The following is a 15392-nucleotide window of genomic DNA, read 5'->3' as shown; positions in this document are numbered from 1 at the left end:
CTTCAGCGCACGGCTGACAGCAGCTGCCCCGCCTCGTCATGCGCGGCCTGCCAGCCCGATTCCTGCAGGCGTGGCGCACAATGGTCGCAGGCTGCGAAAGGATTGCACAGGTGCTGCAGGTCGACAAAATATTTGCCCACCACGGGCTTGCCGGCATAGCTATCGACCGTTACGGGATGGGAACGGGGCGTAACGGCCGCAATGGCCGGTACAAAATCCGCGCCGCCCGGTGGCAGCCAGCGGGCAAACGCTTCGGTGGACTTCCCGTCGGGCACATACCACGATTTGCGCTCGCTATTCCAGCGCGCGCCCAGTGCCTTGGCTTCATCTTTTTCCGCGAACGGAACTTTTAAAAACATCATGACCACAACTCCTCTGTACTGCGCCATTCTACTCCTCCCGCAGCCCGGTCAGCGGCAAGCAGCGACAACTACAGCAAACGGCGCCGTCCCCGTTACAATAGCGCTTTGCCTGCCCTGCCCGCGTTACACCACCATGTCCATCATCGAACCGATCACCCTCACCGTCGCCGAACTGGCTGCCCGCTGGCAGCAGAGCGAGGCGCAGATTCTGGCCAGCGGCCTGCCCATGTATTTCTACTTCGACGGGCTGGTGTTCGAGTTCGGCGACAAATGGCATCGCCTGCATGGCGAACTGCAGGAAGCGCGCAATCTGGAATCCCAGCAGGCACGCCAGGGCACGGTCGATCTGGACATCCAGCGCCAGAACCTGCACCGGCGCGGCCTGCTCAAGCTGACCCAGTGGGAAGCCCCGCTCGATGACGAGGCGCTGGCCGCCCTGTACGCCGAGCAGGAGCAGCTGATACAGAGCATCCAGCGCCTGCAGGCGCTGCTCAAGGAGCGCAACGAAGAGCGTCAGCGCCACGTGCGTAACGGCCTGCTGCGCGCGGCGCCGCGCACAGTGCGCGAGATCGCGGCACAGGGCCGCAGCGGCTTCCCCAACTTCGCCTTCATGCCGGCCAGCACCGGCGCCGACGAAAAAATCAGTGCCGGCGCCGTGGTGGCGCTGGAAGACGGCTTCCCCGCCAAGACCAGCCTGACGGCGGCCGATCTGGTGATCTCCATGCACGATATCCGCAGCAAGGAATAAGCCGGCGCGCTAGTTGATCTGGCGACAGGCGCCGGGCTTGTGCTAGTCTAGCCCGGGTTTGCTGTGCCTACAGCGTCGATCGGGGATTACGCCATGCCAGTTTCTCGTCTACACCAGTCGCTCATCGCGCTCAGCGCCGCGCTGGCCATACTCGGCTCCACGCTGGGTGGCGCGGCCATCTGGCTGCACTACATCGCCAAGCCACTGGCCACCCTGCTGATCGCGGCGCTGGTCTGGCGCCATGCTACGCCGGCCACTTACGCCGCCTACCGCCGTGCGCTGCTGGCCGGACTGGGATTTTCGTGGCTGGGCGATGTGCTGCTGATGCTCCCGAAAAGCACGCTGGCACTGGGCTTCGAACTCGGTCTGGCCAGCTTCCTGCTAGCCCACCTGTGCTTTCTGCGCGCCCTCACGCGCGACGCCCGCTGGGCCCGTCCACTGTGGCCACTGCTGTTCCTGCTGCTGATAGGCTGTGCCAATCTGGCCGTGCTGTGGCCCGGCATCGGTGCAGCCCTGCGCCCGCCCGTGCTGGCCTACATGCTTTGCTTGGTGGCGATGAGCGCACAGGCAATCGCACGTGCACGCAGTCTGGCCACGCCGGCCAGCAGTCTGGCCGCGCTGGGCGGCCTGCTGTTTCTCAGTTCCGATACCCTGCTGGCGTATAACAAATTCTATGCACCGCTACCCGCTTCTGCCCTGCTGGTACTGGGCACCTACTATGCGGCGCTATACCTGCTGGCACGCTCGCTGCCTGCCGGCGCTGGTGCCGCGCTGTCCGGCCTGACGTCGAGCAGCAGGACATAGCGCCGTAGCAGCCACACGCTGCGCTCGAACAGGCCGGTGGCAGAAAACACCGCCTGCTGGATCTCGGCCGCGATGCCGCCACCCTGCATGCGGCGGCGGATGGCATCCATCAGTTCCGATCGGTCATGGGTCAGCATGCGCAGCATTTCCAGATCCGCTGCCGCCGGTGCGGCCGCCACTTCGGCCAGCGTTTCCAGCATCATGTGCAGGCTCTCCACCAGGCTATCAATCAAACCGCGTACTTCGCCCATGCGTACCGGATCGCCGATGGCCTGATCGAGTTCGGCCAGCGCTTCCTGCAGATTGTTGAGCAGCTGGTTGCGGTCACGCAGCACGATGGTCTGTTCCAGCACTTCGCGGCTGTGATTGCGGTCGGCCAGCTCGGTCAGGAAGACATCGCATTCGCGGATCACATTGCCCTCTGCCGCCCGCAGGATGTGCGCGGCCGGGCTGCTGCTGTACACATCCTCGCGCAGCGCATCGAGATAAGTGGGCAGACTGGCCAGCAAGCGTTGCTGCTCCTTTTCCACCAGCAGCAGCGCCGTCTCCGGCTCCACCAGTGCTTCATCGTTGATGTAGTGAGGCCGCCCCAGCGTCTCTTCCACTGACGGCGGCGCCAGCTGCTCCAGCCACTGCAGCACAGGTGCGCGCAAGGCCCGCATGGCCAGATCGGAAGCGATCTGCAGCAGCAGGTAGATGGCGGCCAGCTGGCCCGAGGGTCCCAGCCCCAGCTGCTGCATGACATGCTCGACCAGCCGCTGGCCGCTCAGCCAGTCGGCCGTCAGCAGCGTCATCATCACGGTCACGCCGCTGGCCTTGAGCGTAACCTGATACAGCACCAGCTGGCGCGCACTGCCGGTCAGCTTGCCCGTCATCGACAGCGTGGCCAGGCCCGAGCCCAGCCCCGCACCCAGCACGATCATGGCACCGCTGCTGAACGGCAGCAGGCCGGCAGCGGCCATCGCCATCGCCACCACCGTCACGGTAGGCGAGGATTGCACCAGCGCGGCGATCAGCGTGCCGATGGCAAAACTCAGCAAGGGATACTGCCCCGCTACCTGCATGGCATCCTTCAGCCACAGGGTGTGCTTGAGGATGGCGGAGCCGGACTTGATGAAATCTATGCCGAGAAACAGCAAACCCAGTCCCAGCAAGGCACCGATGGCATGGCGGTAGCGTGCCGACTGGTCCAGATTCAGGTAATAGGTGGTGCCCGTGATCCCTATCAGCAGCAGGATCAGCCAGTGCATATTCAGCGTCGCCATCAGGATCAGCACCGAGGTGCCCAGATTGGCCCAGTTGATGACGGGGAAGGCGCGGCGCTTGTCGATGGCACCGGCGCTGACCAGCGCCACCATCACAAAGGTAACGGCATTCAGGCTCTGGATGATGGCGCCGGCCAGCAGGCCCAGTAGCGCCACCGAGCCATTCCCTTCCAGCACGCGCGTGATCAGCACGCGCATGCGCCGCCCTATCAGCTGCTTGACGTTGTTACTTAACAGGCGGATGCCGATGAAAAACAGCCCCAGTCCGGCGAAGATGCTGGCAAAAATATCCATGCGGGTTCAGTCGGCGTGTCGAAGGTTCAGGTGCGGGCGCGCAGCTGGTTCAGCGCCGCGCTGCTATCGTCGGCCACATCGAGGATGCGCAGAAAGCCGCTGATCTCGAACACATCGCGCACCTGCTGCTGCAGGCTGCACAGCACCAGCGCGCCCTGACTCTGCTTGGCGCGCTTGGCCGCCATCAGCACCACGCGCAGGCCGGCACTGGAGATGTAATCGAGCGCACTGAAGTCCATCAGCACCCGGCTGGCCGGCTGGTTGAACAGGTCCTGCAGGGGTTTTTCGAAGCCGCTGGCCGTTGCGCTATCAAGCCGGCCGCTCAGGCGTACGGCAGTGGCGCCATCTAGTTGGGAGAAGTCGTATTGGAAGCTCATGGTAGGTCCTGGTCTAGTCGTCGGGTCGGAGTGATTGTGCGTCTCAGGTGCGCAGGGTTTTCAGCAGGACGATCAGGTTGCCGCTGCCATCGAAGTAGGCGCGCGCATCGTCCATCAGGGTCTTCACCAGATGTACGCCCAGGCCGCCGATAGGACGGGCTTCGAGATCGCCATCCAGATCGGGCGCCGGTGCTTCGGCAAACGGGTCGAACGGCGGCGCATCGTCCTTGAGGATGATTTCCAGCCATTCGTCGGAGATGCTCATGCGGACATGGATCACCCGGTCCGGCGCGCTGTGCAGGCCATACTGTATGGTGTTGGTCACCAGCTCTTCCAGACACAGGTTGGCGGCAAACGCCAGATCGCTGCGGTCGGTCAGCGCCGTGCTGACCGCATCCGCCAGCTGGGCGATTTCTTCCAGCCGCGACGGCAGGTCATATTCGAGCAGCAGGCGTTTGTTATGCAGCACGATAGGTGTTGTATCCATCAGGGGGACTCCCGGTTTTCGTCTGAGCACCAGACAGGTCAGATCATCGGACGCTTCCGCGCCATTTACGAAGCTGGCGACATCGCGCACCAGACTAGCTACCGTGGCCGCCGCACTGCTGGCGGCACTGGCGGCAAACCATGCCATCAAACGCTGTTCGCCATATGCCTCTCCGGTATCGGCAAAGGCTTCCGTCACACCATCGGTGTACAGCAGCAGCGCTTCGCCGGCCGCCAGCACGGCATGCTGGTCGGTGTATTCCAGCCCCGGCATCCAGCCCAGCGCCACGTCCATCATGCAGGGCAAGGCTGCTACTGCGCCGTCGCTCTGGCGCCGCAGCGGCGGCGGATGGCCGGCACTGGCATATACCAGCGAGCCATCCTGCGGATCGTAGATGGCATAGCAAGCCGTGACGAACAGCTCCATGGGATTGCGTTCGCACAGCAGCTCGTTGGCCGCTGCCAGCACGCGTGCAGGCGCATCGCCCGTCATGGCCAGATCGAGCAGCACCGTGCGCGAGACGGCCATGAAGAAGGCCGCCCCCACGCCCTTGCCGGAAACGTCGGCCACCAGCACGCCGCAGCGGCCATCGGCCAGCGGGAAGCAGTCGTAGAAATCGCCGCCCAGTTCGCGCGCCGGATACATGGCGGCATGCACGGCCCAGTCATCTTCGGCCGGGAAGTGCTGCGGCAGTATGGCCTGCTGCATGGCCCGTGCCAGATCCAGCTCTTCCTGCACCCGCTCGCCGGCCGCACGCAGGGCTTCGTTCTTTTCCGCCAGTTCCCAGGTGCGTGCCGCCACCTGCTCTTCCAGCTCGCGTTCGCGCGATTCATTCTGTTCGCGCACCACTTCGAGCAGACCGGCAAATTCGCTGGCCACGGTGTTGAAGTTATTCGCCACCAGCACCAGTTCGTCGCGCGTATCGACATGGATGCGGGTATCGAGCCGGCCGGCACAGAACGATTCCGTGCCTTCCGACAGACTGCGCAGCGAACGCAGGGTGGAAAGATAGATGCCGGCGAACAGATAGGCGATGGCGGCGATCACGGCCACCAGTATCAGCGCCACGATCAGCTGCGACTGCTGCAGGCGGGCGATGCGCAGCGCCAGAAAAGCGTCGGCATCGCCGGCCGTGGCTTCCAGCAGTTCACGGGCGGCCTGCAGATTATCGGTGGCCAGAGCACGCAATTCGTTGATGCTGGCCGGTGCATCCAGCGTCTTGTCGGCTGCATCCTGCTGGCGCGCGATATTCGCCAGGAACTGGCTGAGCGGCGTCTGCAACCGTGTAGCCGGCTGGTGCAGCGCCGCCAGTTGCGACAGGCCGGCCTTGAGATTGGCCACCGATTCGCTCAGCACCACCTGCGCACCCAGCGCATAGGAAGCCATATCGTCGGAATTGAAGGTCAGCGCATCCTGCTGGCGTGCCAGCGTTTCGGCCACCAGCGGCAGGCGGTTGGCCAGCATGTCGAAAGTGGCATCAAGCTCACCATCCACATTCAGCCGGTGGGTGCGCGCATCTTCGCGCATCAGCGCCAGCACGGCATTGATGCTGCCCGTCAGCGCAACAAAGCGCTGGCGCCGGTCTCCCGACTGGGCTATCCCCTGTGCCTGCTGCCAGCTGCTGCGTACCCGCGCGACCGCTTCCATGCCGGCGCCGCGGTATTCCGCATGCAGCAACTGCAGCATGCTCGCTTCCAGTGCCTGCCAGTCCGGCCGGTCCAGCGGTGCCAGCACGGCAGCGCTGCGCGCATTCACCAGCGCATACAGCACCTGGGCCTGGGCGCGATAAGCCACCAGCCCTTCGCGTTCGCTGCGCGCCAGTTCGATATCGCTGCCCGCCTTGCGCAGCAAGGGAGTGCACAGCAGGGCCAGTGCCAGCAGCACCACCGCGCCGATCAGCGCGTACTTGCGCTTGAAGCTCAGGCGGTTGGACAGCCAGACCGTGGGAGCCAGAAAGTGACTCAGCATGGGACGGTGCAATCAGGGCGAGGTTTCAAGAACGACTTTCAGGGCCGGCGCCACCTGCTTCTTGTTGATGTAGCCGATGGCGCCGGGAGTGGCTTGTACCAGCTTGCTCACCTCTTCGGCACTGTCGGCCTGCTTGGGCGGAAAGCCCATGCCGGTAAAGCTCTGGCGCGCCCAGTAGGCGCGCACCTGGCCGGCGCTGCGCCCCGTAACCTTGCTATAGAACTCGGCGCGCAGCGGCGCCCCTTCGCGGATATCGATGGGCTGCACCGGCTTGCCATCGGGCCAGGTCTGCACCTGCTTGAGGAACATCTGGGTGGCCTGATCGGAATTGATCTTTTCTACGGCAGTTTCGCGGTTGACCACCACCACGACCTGCGCCTGGGCCCAGCTGCAGGCCAGCAGCAGGCAACTGATCAGAGAGTACTGTGCTATGCGCATGATGCGACCTTCAGAAAACGAAATCGAGCGACACGGTGAACAGATTCACGGTCGGACGGATGGGCAGGCGGGACACGGCAAAGTAGCCGGGCGAGTAGGCGCCGGGCGTCTGCAGGTGATCGTACTGGAGCTTGAGCGCCATATTGCCGCGGAAGTCGTAGCGTACGCCGGCACTGATGGAACGGGTCGACAGATCGGCATAGCGCGCAGCCTGATCCAGCCCACCCTTGAGCTGCGCCAGCCCGCCATCGAGCATGGGATCGAGCCCGGTCGGTGCCAGCGCCGAAGTATCGAGCGCCGGACTGGCGCGGCGCTGACGCGCCAGCGATACATAGGGCGTGAATTCATCGAAGCTGCGCGCCACGGTGAACTGGTAACCATGGTATTTGCCCACCATGGCCGAGCGCGAATCGAGCCGCGTGGCTTCGCCCAGCAGGCGCCAGTCGCCCGCATTGGCATCGAAGCCCACGCTGGTGTACAGAGGCCGGCTATCGAACGGCGAGGCCAGCGCGCGTATGCTCTGGGCACGCGCCTGCAGTCCGGCCGCCAGCGCTGGCGGCAGATAGGGGTTGGCAGCGCTGGCCTGCAGTGCACCGGCCAGCTGCGCCGTTGCGCCATTGATCTGGCTGACCTGTGCCGAACGCATGGTGTAGCTGCCGATCACGCTATGCGAAGCGCGCAGGATCAGGTTGGGCAGGGTGGCACTGACGGCCAGCCCGCGAATATTGCGCAATCTGGCATCGGCCGCCTGCACGGGATCGAGATTGTAGAAACGGTGGCGGTAATCGGACTGGCCGTAATAGGCCTGCGCCAGCAGCGCGGTGTCGCCGATATTGTGGCGCCATTGCAGGTCGGCCCCGTCCAGCGAGGCCACGCTGTTGACGGTGCCATACAGCGGCAGAGCGGGACGCGCCATCAGATAGGCGTAGCCGATTTCCACCACATCCGAATCGAAATACAGCGGGCTGCGGATGCGCCCTGCACGCACGGCAAAGTCATTGCTGATCTGCTGGCGCAGATAGGCCATGCGCAGTTCTGGCGACAGATCGTCACCAGCGCGCGCCACGCCCTGCAGCACGAAGGCCGTATCCGGGCCGGCCTGCCATTCCACCTGCAGTCCCAGCACGGAATCCAGATTGGACGACCAGCCCTGCCCTGCGGGCCGCTTCTGTGCACTGGAAAAGATCGCACCTGCATCACGGTTATCGTTATGGGTAAAACCCAGCGTGCCGAAGCCGGACAGGCGCAGCGCCGCAGGTGCATCGTTCGCCGGATTAGCCGAATTAGCCGCTTCGTCGGCGCGGGCAGCCGCCATCGCACTGGCTAGCAGCAGGGCCAGCGCCAGCGACTGACGGCGTGTAGTAGTCAGAGAAAAATAGGTCATCGCGCTTGCAGTCCGTAATAATTCAAAGCGGGCCACGCCATCACGCGCGCACCCGCTGCCAACGCAGCCCGCCCGAGCGCTGCATCACTTGATGATAAAATGTCTTAATTGCATTAAACATAATTTTCATCTTAACAAGCCAGCGTAAACCCGGCGTTAACTGGGTGCCCGACGCTGACGGTTAAGCCTATAAGCCAGCGCCCATCACAGACTGCCCGCTCCCAGCACCACCATGCCGCCACCATTTCCGCCTCCTGTCCGGTTGCAGCTCCACCTGCTCGGTGATATCCAGCTCAGCGTCGCGGGCCAGCCGCCTGCCGGCAAGGTCTATGGCAAGATGCTGGCCCTGCTGGCGTATCTGGCGCTGGAGAGCCAGCGCAGCCACCGCCGCGAACAACTGGCGGATTTGCTGTGGCCACAGCTGCCCGCCGAAGCAGCGCGCATCAACCTGCGCCAGACGCTCTACCATCTGCGCCGCATGCTGGGCGATGGCGCAGCGCAGCTGATCACCGGACGCGAAGCCGTGCGCCTGAATAGCGATGGCGACTGGTGGCTCGATGCGCGCGCCTTTCTCGCCACGGCCAGCAGCCCGCCGGCCCGTAGCAGCGACAGCAGCGCAGCCACCGAACAGCACATCGGCCAGCTGGAAGCGGCCGCTGCCCTGTACCGTGGCGACTTCCTCGCCGATCTGGCCGTTGACGATGCGGCGGACTTCGAAGGCTGGCGTGATGGCTGGCGCACCACCCTGCACCAGCACATGCTGCGGCTACTGGAAAGCTTGCGCGAAAGTCTGGAACAGCAAGGCGCCAGCGAACGCGCACTGCAGCATGCGCGCCGCTATCTGGCGCTGGAACCTTGGAACGAGGCGGCGCACCGCGCCGTGATACGCCTGCTGGCTGCCACCGGGCGGCCGGCCGAAGCGCTGGGGCACTATGCCAACTGCCAGCGCCTGCTGGAACAGGAACTGGGTACCAGCCCGGCAGCGGCTACGCGCCAGCTGGCCGAAACCATACGCAGCGAGGTGCAGCGGCGCGAAGCTTGCAGCGTCCGCACGGAAGGCTGGCCTGCGCCGCAGCAGGCAGTGGCTGCAGCCCACGTGCCGGCTTTTCCCGAACGGCGGCTGGTCACCATACTGCACTGCAGCCTGCACGCAGCCAGCAGCAATGATGCAGAAGACCTTGCCGAACGCCTGCGCCTGCCCTACCAGCACTGCGCCCAACTGGCGCGCCAGCACGGTGCCCACGTTATCGCTGCCCCGGGTGGCAGCTTTGCCGGCTACTTCGGCTACCCTGTCGCCGCCGAAGATGGCGCGCGCAATGCCGTACGCGCCGCCCGTGCCATCAGCGCGGCCTGTCAGGCCGGCGTCTATGCCCGCAGCGGCATACACAGCGCCGTCATCGTCACGGGCACGCATGGCGAGCAGCCTGACCCCGCCGGCGTAGCTTCGGCACTGGCCGCGCGCCTGAACGAGCGCGCCGGCAGTGGCGAAATCCACCTCAGCGATGCGGCCCGCCAGCTGGTGAGCGGCTACTTCTATCTGCAGCCCTGCGGCTCACAGGCCTTCCGTAGCTACCGCGTGGCCGGTACTACGGGCGCCAACAGCCGTCTGGATGCCGCACCACGCCTGTTGCCGCTGGCAGGGCGCACGGCCGAACTGGCGCAGCTGGCGGCCCTGCGCGACGCTGCCAGCCACGGACAAGGGCAGCAGGTGGTGCTGCGCGGCGAAGCGGGCATAGGCAAATCGCGCCTGCTGCGCGAACTGGCCGGCACGCTGGACATCGCACACTGGCAGCGGCTGGAACTGCAATGTGAAGCGGCCTATCAGAACACTCCGTGGCAGCCCCTGATCATCCTGCTGGAACGCCAGATCGGCTGCCAGCCGGAGCACGATGCGGCCAGCCGGCGCAGCATGCTGGCACACTATCTGGCGCGCCAGCATAGCGCCATCGCCGCCTCCGTCAGCGCAGGATTGCAGGCACTGCTGGGTATAGCCGAAACGCCGGCAACCATGGGCAGCGAGATGCTGCGCCAGCACACCAGCAGCGCGCTGGTGGCGCTGTTTCGTAATGCTGCGGAACACAGCCCCTTGCTGCTGGCGGTGGAAGATCTGCACTGGGCCGATCCGTCCACTCAGGCCGTGCTGGCCGCGCTGGCCCAGCACACGGCAGCCCTGCCCGTGCTCACCGTCTACACAGTCCGCAACGACAGCCCGCTGGCCCCATGGCTGTCCGCGCATGCGACAGTGCTGGAACTGGCGCAGCTGGACGACGCGGCCATGGCAGCGCTGGTCGGCGCCAGCGAGAGCACGTTGCCGCCCGCCGCGATTGCCCGCATCGTCGCCAGTGCCGAAGGCATACCGCTGTTTGCCGAGGAACTGGTGCGGCAGGCGCTGGCGCAGCCGGCCACGAGCAGCGTGCCGGCCACGCTGGCCTATCTGCTGGCGGCGCGGCTGGACGCCACGGGTGCGGCCCGCCGGCTGGCACAATACGCCGCCACCATAGGCCGCAGCTTCGATCTGGAGCTGCTGGCCCATGTTACCCACGTCGATGCCGAACAGCTGCAAACGCTGCAGCAGGCGCGCCTGCTGGAAGCGCGCGATGCACGCCAGTTCGAATTCCGCCACGCCCTGCTGCAGGTGGCCGCCTACCAGTCACAGACGCGCGCCGACTGCCAGCGCGCCCACCGCCGCATTGCCGATGCGCTGATCCAGCACTTCCCCCAGCGCACCAGCCAGCAGCCGGCGCAGCTGGCCTACCATCTGGGCAAGGCAGCCGACTATCCGGCAGCGCTGACTTGGTGGCTCAAGGCGGGCCAGCACGCGCTGGCCGCACACGCCTGCGCCGAATCGGCGGCGCATTTGCGCAACGGACTGGCGGCGCTCGAACATCTTCCGCCCGGTACGGTACGAGCCGGCATGGAACGCGATCTGCTGCTGGTGCTGGGACAGGCCTTGCTGGCACTGGCCGGCTATGGTTCGGCAGAGGCAGCGGCCGTGTACGACCGCGCCTATGCGCAATGTCAGGGCCAATATGCCGGACTGTATGAGGGTGCAGCCCGTTTCGACGTGCTGTGGGGGCTATGGATGGTATCCAGTTCGCGTGCGCAGGCCAGCTTCCGCGGCAGCGCCGAACTGATAGCGCCGCTGCTGCAGGCGGCCGACGCCAGCGGCGATGTGCTGCGGCGCGGCCACGCCCATGCAGCGGCCGCCAATCAGGCCCTGTGGCAGGGCCGCTATGGAGCAGCACTGGACCATGCACAGGCGGCCACCCAGCTCTGTGCCGGTCAGCCGCGGCAGCACGGACACGGGCAAGGGCACGAGCACCAGCGCGGCCACGATCCGCAAGTGGCGGGTCTGGCCTATGCGGCATGGGCCCATCAGGCGCTTGGCCAGCATACGGCCGCGCTGGCAACCGCTGCGGCCGCCGTGACGCTGGCACGCCAGCTCGAGCATCCCGATTCGCTCTGCTTCGCGCTGGTCCATGCAGCCACCGTGCACCGGCTGCAGCAGGATGGTGCGCAGGTGGCGGTGCTGGCCGAAGAAATCCTTGCCATCGCCGGCCAGTACCAGCTGGCGCTGTGGCAGGTGGCCGGCACCATGCTGCGCGGCTGGAGTCTGGCCCGTGCCGGCCAGCCTGAAGGCATCGCCCTGCTCGAATACGCTGCCGGCGCAGTGCGCAGCGTAATGCCGGGCATACTGGTGGCCTTCCTGCATCCGCTGGCCGAAGCCCATGGCTACCTGCAGGACTACGCCAGCCAGCTAGCCCAGATCGACGCTGCGCTGGCCAGCGCCGACCAGCTGGACGAGCACCTGCACCGCGCCAGCCTGCTGCAGCTACGCGCCGCCTGCCTTGCGCAAGCGGGTATGTCAGCAACTATGCAAAGCTGATTCAGGCTGCCGTTACAGCGCCACGCGTTCTGACTTCCTGCAACGCCCGCTTGAAATGCTTGAGATCTTCCGTTGCGAACAGCTGGCTACGGCCAACTTCTTCTCTCGCCTTGAGCTTGCCATGGGCCACATAGCGGCGGAAGGTGGCCATCGAAACTCCCAGATACTCTGCTGCCTCCTGTGCCGTGAAGCGCGCTCCGGCCAGATGCCCGAACACCTGCTCGTGTGAAAAATTCTGCGATGGGGGGGCTGGCTCGGCAAGCAAGGCGAAAAATCTGGCGCGTTCGTTCGCCGGTAAGCGGGTAAAACTTAGATAGACTTCTTCTGCGGTGTTCTGACGCATATGCCCTCACGATTTCAGATACTTCTTGAGATTGCTATAAAAATTCTCGTGCGGCCCTATCTGGTAAAAGTCTATCTGCTGCCAGCCTGACGCCTTGCCTGAGCCGGCGCTCTCTGTTGGGCAGTAGGCAATCAGGAATTGCTGGCCATGGCATCTGAATTTAAAAATCCGGAGACCGTGCAGATCACCCGCCTTGGCTACGCCGATAGATGGCTGCGCGCAGATGTCCTCTACGGCATCCTCGATCGCCAGCTGAAACGGACGACTCTGTTTCTTCACGAATGCCAGAAAAGGGGGCTTGTAATTCGGCCTCATGAAATGAGTCCTTAATTACTCAAAATTGAGTATATATCACATCAATGAGAGTGACGATTTTTTGCGCTGGGTGACGCTACTTCACTGTAGCGGCCAAATAGCGGCCTGTAGCCACTTTGCGCAAACCTGCTGGATGCTGCCGGGAGCGGAAATGAAAAAAGGAGTCAGATACGGTATCTGACTCCTTTTTGTATTGGTAGGCCGTGCAGGACTTGAACCTGCGACCAAAGGATTATGAGTCCTCTGCTCTAACCAACTGAGCTAACGGCCCATACTTTGAAAGCTTACGCCTGAAGTGCATGCACAAGCGAATGCGCGAGGATACTGGCTAGGCAGGCCCAGCGTCAAGCCCTAGTTACCTTCCAGGAAGCTCTTGAGCTTGTCGGAACGGCTAGGATGGCGCAATTTACGCAGTGCCTTGGCCTCGATCTGACGGATACGCTCGCGCGTGACGTCGAACTGTTTGCCCACTTCTTCCAGCGTATGGTCGGTCGACATTTCGATACCGAAACGCATGCGCAGCACTTTGGCTTCGCGTGGCGTGAGGGAATCCAGCACATCCTTGACCACACCGCGCATCGAGGCATGCAGGGCCGCATCGGACGGCGCCAGCGTGTTGTTATCCTCGATGAAGTCGCCCAGATGGGAATCGTCGTCGTCACCGATAGGCGTTTCCATGGAAATCGGCTCTTTGGCGATCTTCATGATCTTGCGGATCTTGTCTTCCGGCATCTCCATCTTGATGGCCAGCGTGGCCGGATCAGGCTCGGCACCCGTTTCCTGCAGAATCTGGCGCGAAATCCGGTTCATCTTGTTGATGGTTTCGATCATGTGCACCGGAATCCGGATGGTGCGGGCCTGATCGGCGATGGAACGGGTAATCGCCTGCCGGATCCACCACGTGGCATAGGTGGAAAATTTGTAGCCGCGGCGGTATTCGAACTTGTCCACCGCCTTCATCAGACCGATGTTGCCTTCCTGAATAAGATCGAGGAATTGCAGACCGCGGTTGGTGTATTTCTTGGCAATCGAGATCACCAGACGCAAGTTAGCTTCCGTCATCTCGCGCTTGGCTTTGCGCGCCTTCATTTCACCAGCCGCCATCTGGCGGTTGATGTTGCGCAGATCGGGCAGCGGCAGTACCACGCGGGCCTGCAGGTCGATCAGACGCTGCTGCAGTTCCTTGATGGTAGGGATATTACGGCCCAGAATCGCGCTATACGCGTGACCAGCCGCCACTTCGCCATCCACCCAGTCCAGATTGGTTTCATTGCCGGGGAAGACCTTGATGAAGTGGGCGCGCGGCATGCCGCACTTGTTCACGGCCACATCCAGAATCTGTTTCTCGATATGGCGCACTTCATCGACCTGACCGCGCAGGGTGTCGCACAGTTTCTCCACCACTTTGGCGGTGAAGCGTATGCCCAGCAGCTCGAAGGAAATCGCTTCCTGTGCCTTGACGTAGGCTTTCGAGTTATAGCCCTCTTTCTCGAAGGCGCGGCGCATCTTGTCGAATTGCAGCGAGATGACGTCGAATTTTTCCAGCGCAGCCGCTTTCAGGGCTTCCAGCTGTTCGGCCGAGTAACCGGCCGCACCGGCGGCAGAACCACCGGACTCTTCTTCTTCCTCTTCTTCCTCTTCTTCCTCGTCCTCGTCTTCCTCTTCATCGTCGGACGGGGCAGCAGCAGCCGGGGCGGCCGCTTCTTCTTCGTTCTCGTCTACCAGACCATCGACGATTTCGTCGATCTTGATCTCTTCGGCACGGATACGGTCGGAGGCGGCGATAATTTCGGCAATCGTCACGGGGCAGGCGGAAATCGCCTGGATCATGTCTTTCAGCCCGTCTTCGATACGCTTGGCGATTTCGATCTCGCCTTCACGGGTCAGCAGCTCGACCGAGCCCATTTCGCGCATATACATACGCACCGGGTCGGTGGTACGGCCGAAATCGGAATCGACGGTGGACAGTGCGGCTTCGGCCGCCGCTTCGGCCTCGTCGTCACTGGTGACGGTGGCAACGTTATCGGACAGCAGCAGGGTTTCGGCATCGGGCGCATGCTCGTAGACGGCAATGCCCATGTCGTTAAAGGTGCCGATAATGCCTTCGATCGCTTCCGGATCGACGATATTGTCAGGCAGGTGGTCGTTGATCTCGGCGTAGGTGAGGAAACCGCGTTCCTTACCGAACTTGATCAGAGTCTTGAGTTTCTGGCGGCGGCGCTCGAGTTCCTCTTCCGAAGCTTCCGTGTCCGACGAGAAGGCATCCTTCAGCAGTGCTTTTTCCTTGGCCTTGCGGTCCTTGGCCTTGGCCTTGTCCACCGCTTTCAGTTCGGCGCGCTCGACCGCATTCAGTGCGGCCACTTCGTCGTTTTCAGGCTGGAATTCTTTCGGCTTGCGACCGCGCCGCCCCGGCACTTTCACCGTCGGCAGCACGTAGCCCGAAGTATCGATGGCTGCCAGTGCAGCAGCATCGGTGGTCTGGCTCACGGCCGGCACTTTGCTGGCAACACGCGTCTCCGACTTGTCCGCCGTCTTGGCAGATTTTGCGGTCACTTTGCTCGGCTTTGCAGCCGCTTTGGATTCAGGTTTCTTAGTTGGCACAGGCGCTTTCGATTACACAACGACTTGCTTATTTAGGATAAAGTTTCTTGCGGCCCTATCGAACCTAGGTCTTCGAACTTGCCGACTACCCAAGTCCGACAATACTACGACTTACTTACA

Annotated in this window: 12 protein-coding genes and 1 tRNA gene; 3 read left to right on the top strand and 10 right to left on the bottom strand. The window is 63.5% G+C overall.

Annotated elements, in window-relative coordinates:
* Positions 1-2 precede the first annotated feature (2 nt).
* Positions 3-362 (bottom strand): DUF5710 domain-containing protein, encoded by a 360-nt coding sequence (locus tag GTP23_RS02665; RefSeq protein ID WP_161033737.1) that lies wholly within the window; start codon positions 360-362, stop codon positions 3-5.
* 133 nt (positions 363-495) lie between these two features.
* Between GTP23_RS02665 and GTP23_RS02660 the strand changes: the two genes are divergently transcribed.
* A complete protein-coding gene (locus tag GTP23_RS02660) occupies positions 496-1110 on the top strand; it encodes a hypothetical protein (RefSeq protein ID WP_161033736.1) in 615 nt (204 codons plus the stop codon).
* A 93-nt stretch (positions 1111-1203) separates the two neighbouring features.
* The gene (locus GTP23_RS02655; RefSeq protein ID WP_161033735.1) at positions 1204-1914 is read left to right on the top strand and encodes a lysoplasmalogenase; all 711 of its coding nucleotides are present in this window, start codon (positions 1204-1206) and stop codon (positions 1912-1914) included.
* Here the strand turns inward: GTP23_RS02655 and GTP23_RS02650 are convergent.
* From GTP23_RS02650 to GTP23_RS02630, 5 genes are read right to left on the bottom strand one after another with little or no spacing between them, the layout of a single operon-like run.
* Positions 1827-3473: a Na/Pi symporter gene (locus GTP23_RS02650; RefSeq protein WP_161033734.1), complete on the bottom strand. Its 1647-nt coding sequence runs from the start codon at positions 3471-3473 to the stop codon at positions 1827-1829. The two genes, GTP23_RS02655 and GTP23_RS02650, sit on opposite strands and share 88 nt — an antisense overlap.
* A gap of 26 nt (positions 3474-3499) precedes the next feature.
* Positions 3500-3850, bottom strand: a complete 351-nt coding sequence (locus tag GTP23_RS02645; RefSeq protein WP_161033733.1) for an STAS domain-containing protein — start codon at positions 3848-3850, stop codon at positions 3500-3502.
* A 43-nt stretch (positions 3851-3893) separates the two neighbouring features.
* Positions 3894-6305, bottom strand: coding sequence for an ATP-binding SpoIIE family protein phosphatase (locus GTP23_RS02640; RefSeq protein WP_161033732.1), 2412 nt, complete (start codon positions 6303-6305; stop codon positions 3894-3896).
* Between the two features lie 12 nt (positions 6306-6317).
* Positions 6318-6743, bottom strand: coding sequence for a phosphate ABC transporter substrate-binding protein (locus tag GTP23_RS02635; RefSeq protein WP_161033731.1), 426 nt, complete (start codon positions 6741-6743; stop codon positions 6318-6320).
* Positions 6744-6753: 10 nt separating this feature from the next.
* Entirely contained in the window at positions 6754-8127 is a 1374-nt protein-coding gene (locus GTP23_RS02630) for a hypothetical protein (protein ID WP_161033730.1), read from the bottom strand.
* Between the two features lie 232 nt (positions 8128-8359).
* Here GTP23_RS02630 and GTP23_RS02625 point away from each other — a divergent pair, with 232 nt between their 5' ends.
* Positions 8360-12013, top strand: a complete 3654-nt coding sequence (locus tag GTP23_RS02625) for an ATP-binding protein (protein WP_161033729.1) — start codon at positions 8360-8362, stop codon at positions 12011-12013.
* Between the two features lies 1 nt (position 12014).
* On the opposite strand, the gene GTP23_RS02620 is transcribed toward GTP23_RS02625, so the two are convergent.
* The 4 genes from GTP23_RS02620 to rpoD form a co-directional block, all read right to left on the bottom strand.
* The gene (locus GTP23_RS02620; RefSeq protein WP_155432994.1) at positions 12015-12356 is read right to left on the bottom strand and encodes a helix-turn-helix domain-containing protein; all 342 of its coding nucleotides are present in this window, start codon (positions 12354-12356) and stop codon (positions 12015-12017) included.
* Positions 12357-12362: 6 nt separating this feature from the next.
* Positions 12363-12671, bottom strand: a complete 309-nt coding sequence (locus tag GTP23_RS02615; protein ID WP_161033728.1) for a type II toxin-antitoxin system RelE/ParE family toxin — start codon at positions 12669-12671, stop codon at positions 12363-12365.
* A gap of 194 nt (positions 12672-12865) precedes the next feature.
* A tRNA-Ile gene (locus GTP23_RS02610) sits at positions 12866-12942 on the bottom strand.
* Positions 12943-13022: 80 nt separating this feature from the next.
* The gene (gene rpoD, locus GTP23_RS02605; protein ID WP_161033727.1) at positions 13023-15272 is read right to left on the bottom strand and encodes an RNA polymerase sigma factor RpoD; all 2250 of its coding nucleotides are present in this window, start codon (positions 15270-15272) and stop codon (positions 13023-13025) included.
* Positions 15273-15392: the final 120 nt, after the last annotated feature.

The organism is Duganella fentianensis, assembly GCF_009857835.1.
GTDB lineage: Bacteria > Pseudomonadota > Gammaproteobacteria > Burkholderiales > Burkholderiaceae_D > Rugamonas > Rugamonas fentianensis.
This window is presented reverse-complemented; position numbering and strand designations above follow the sequence as displayed.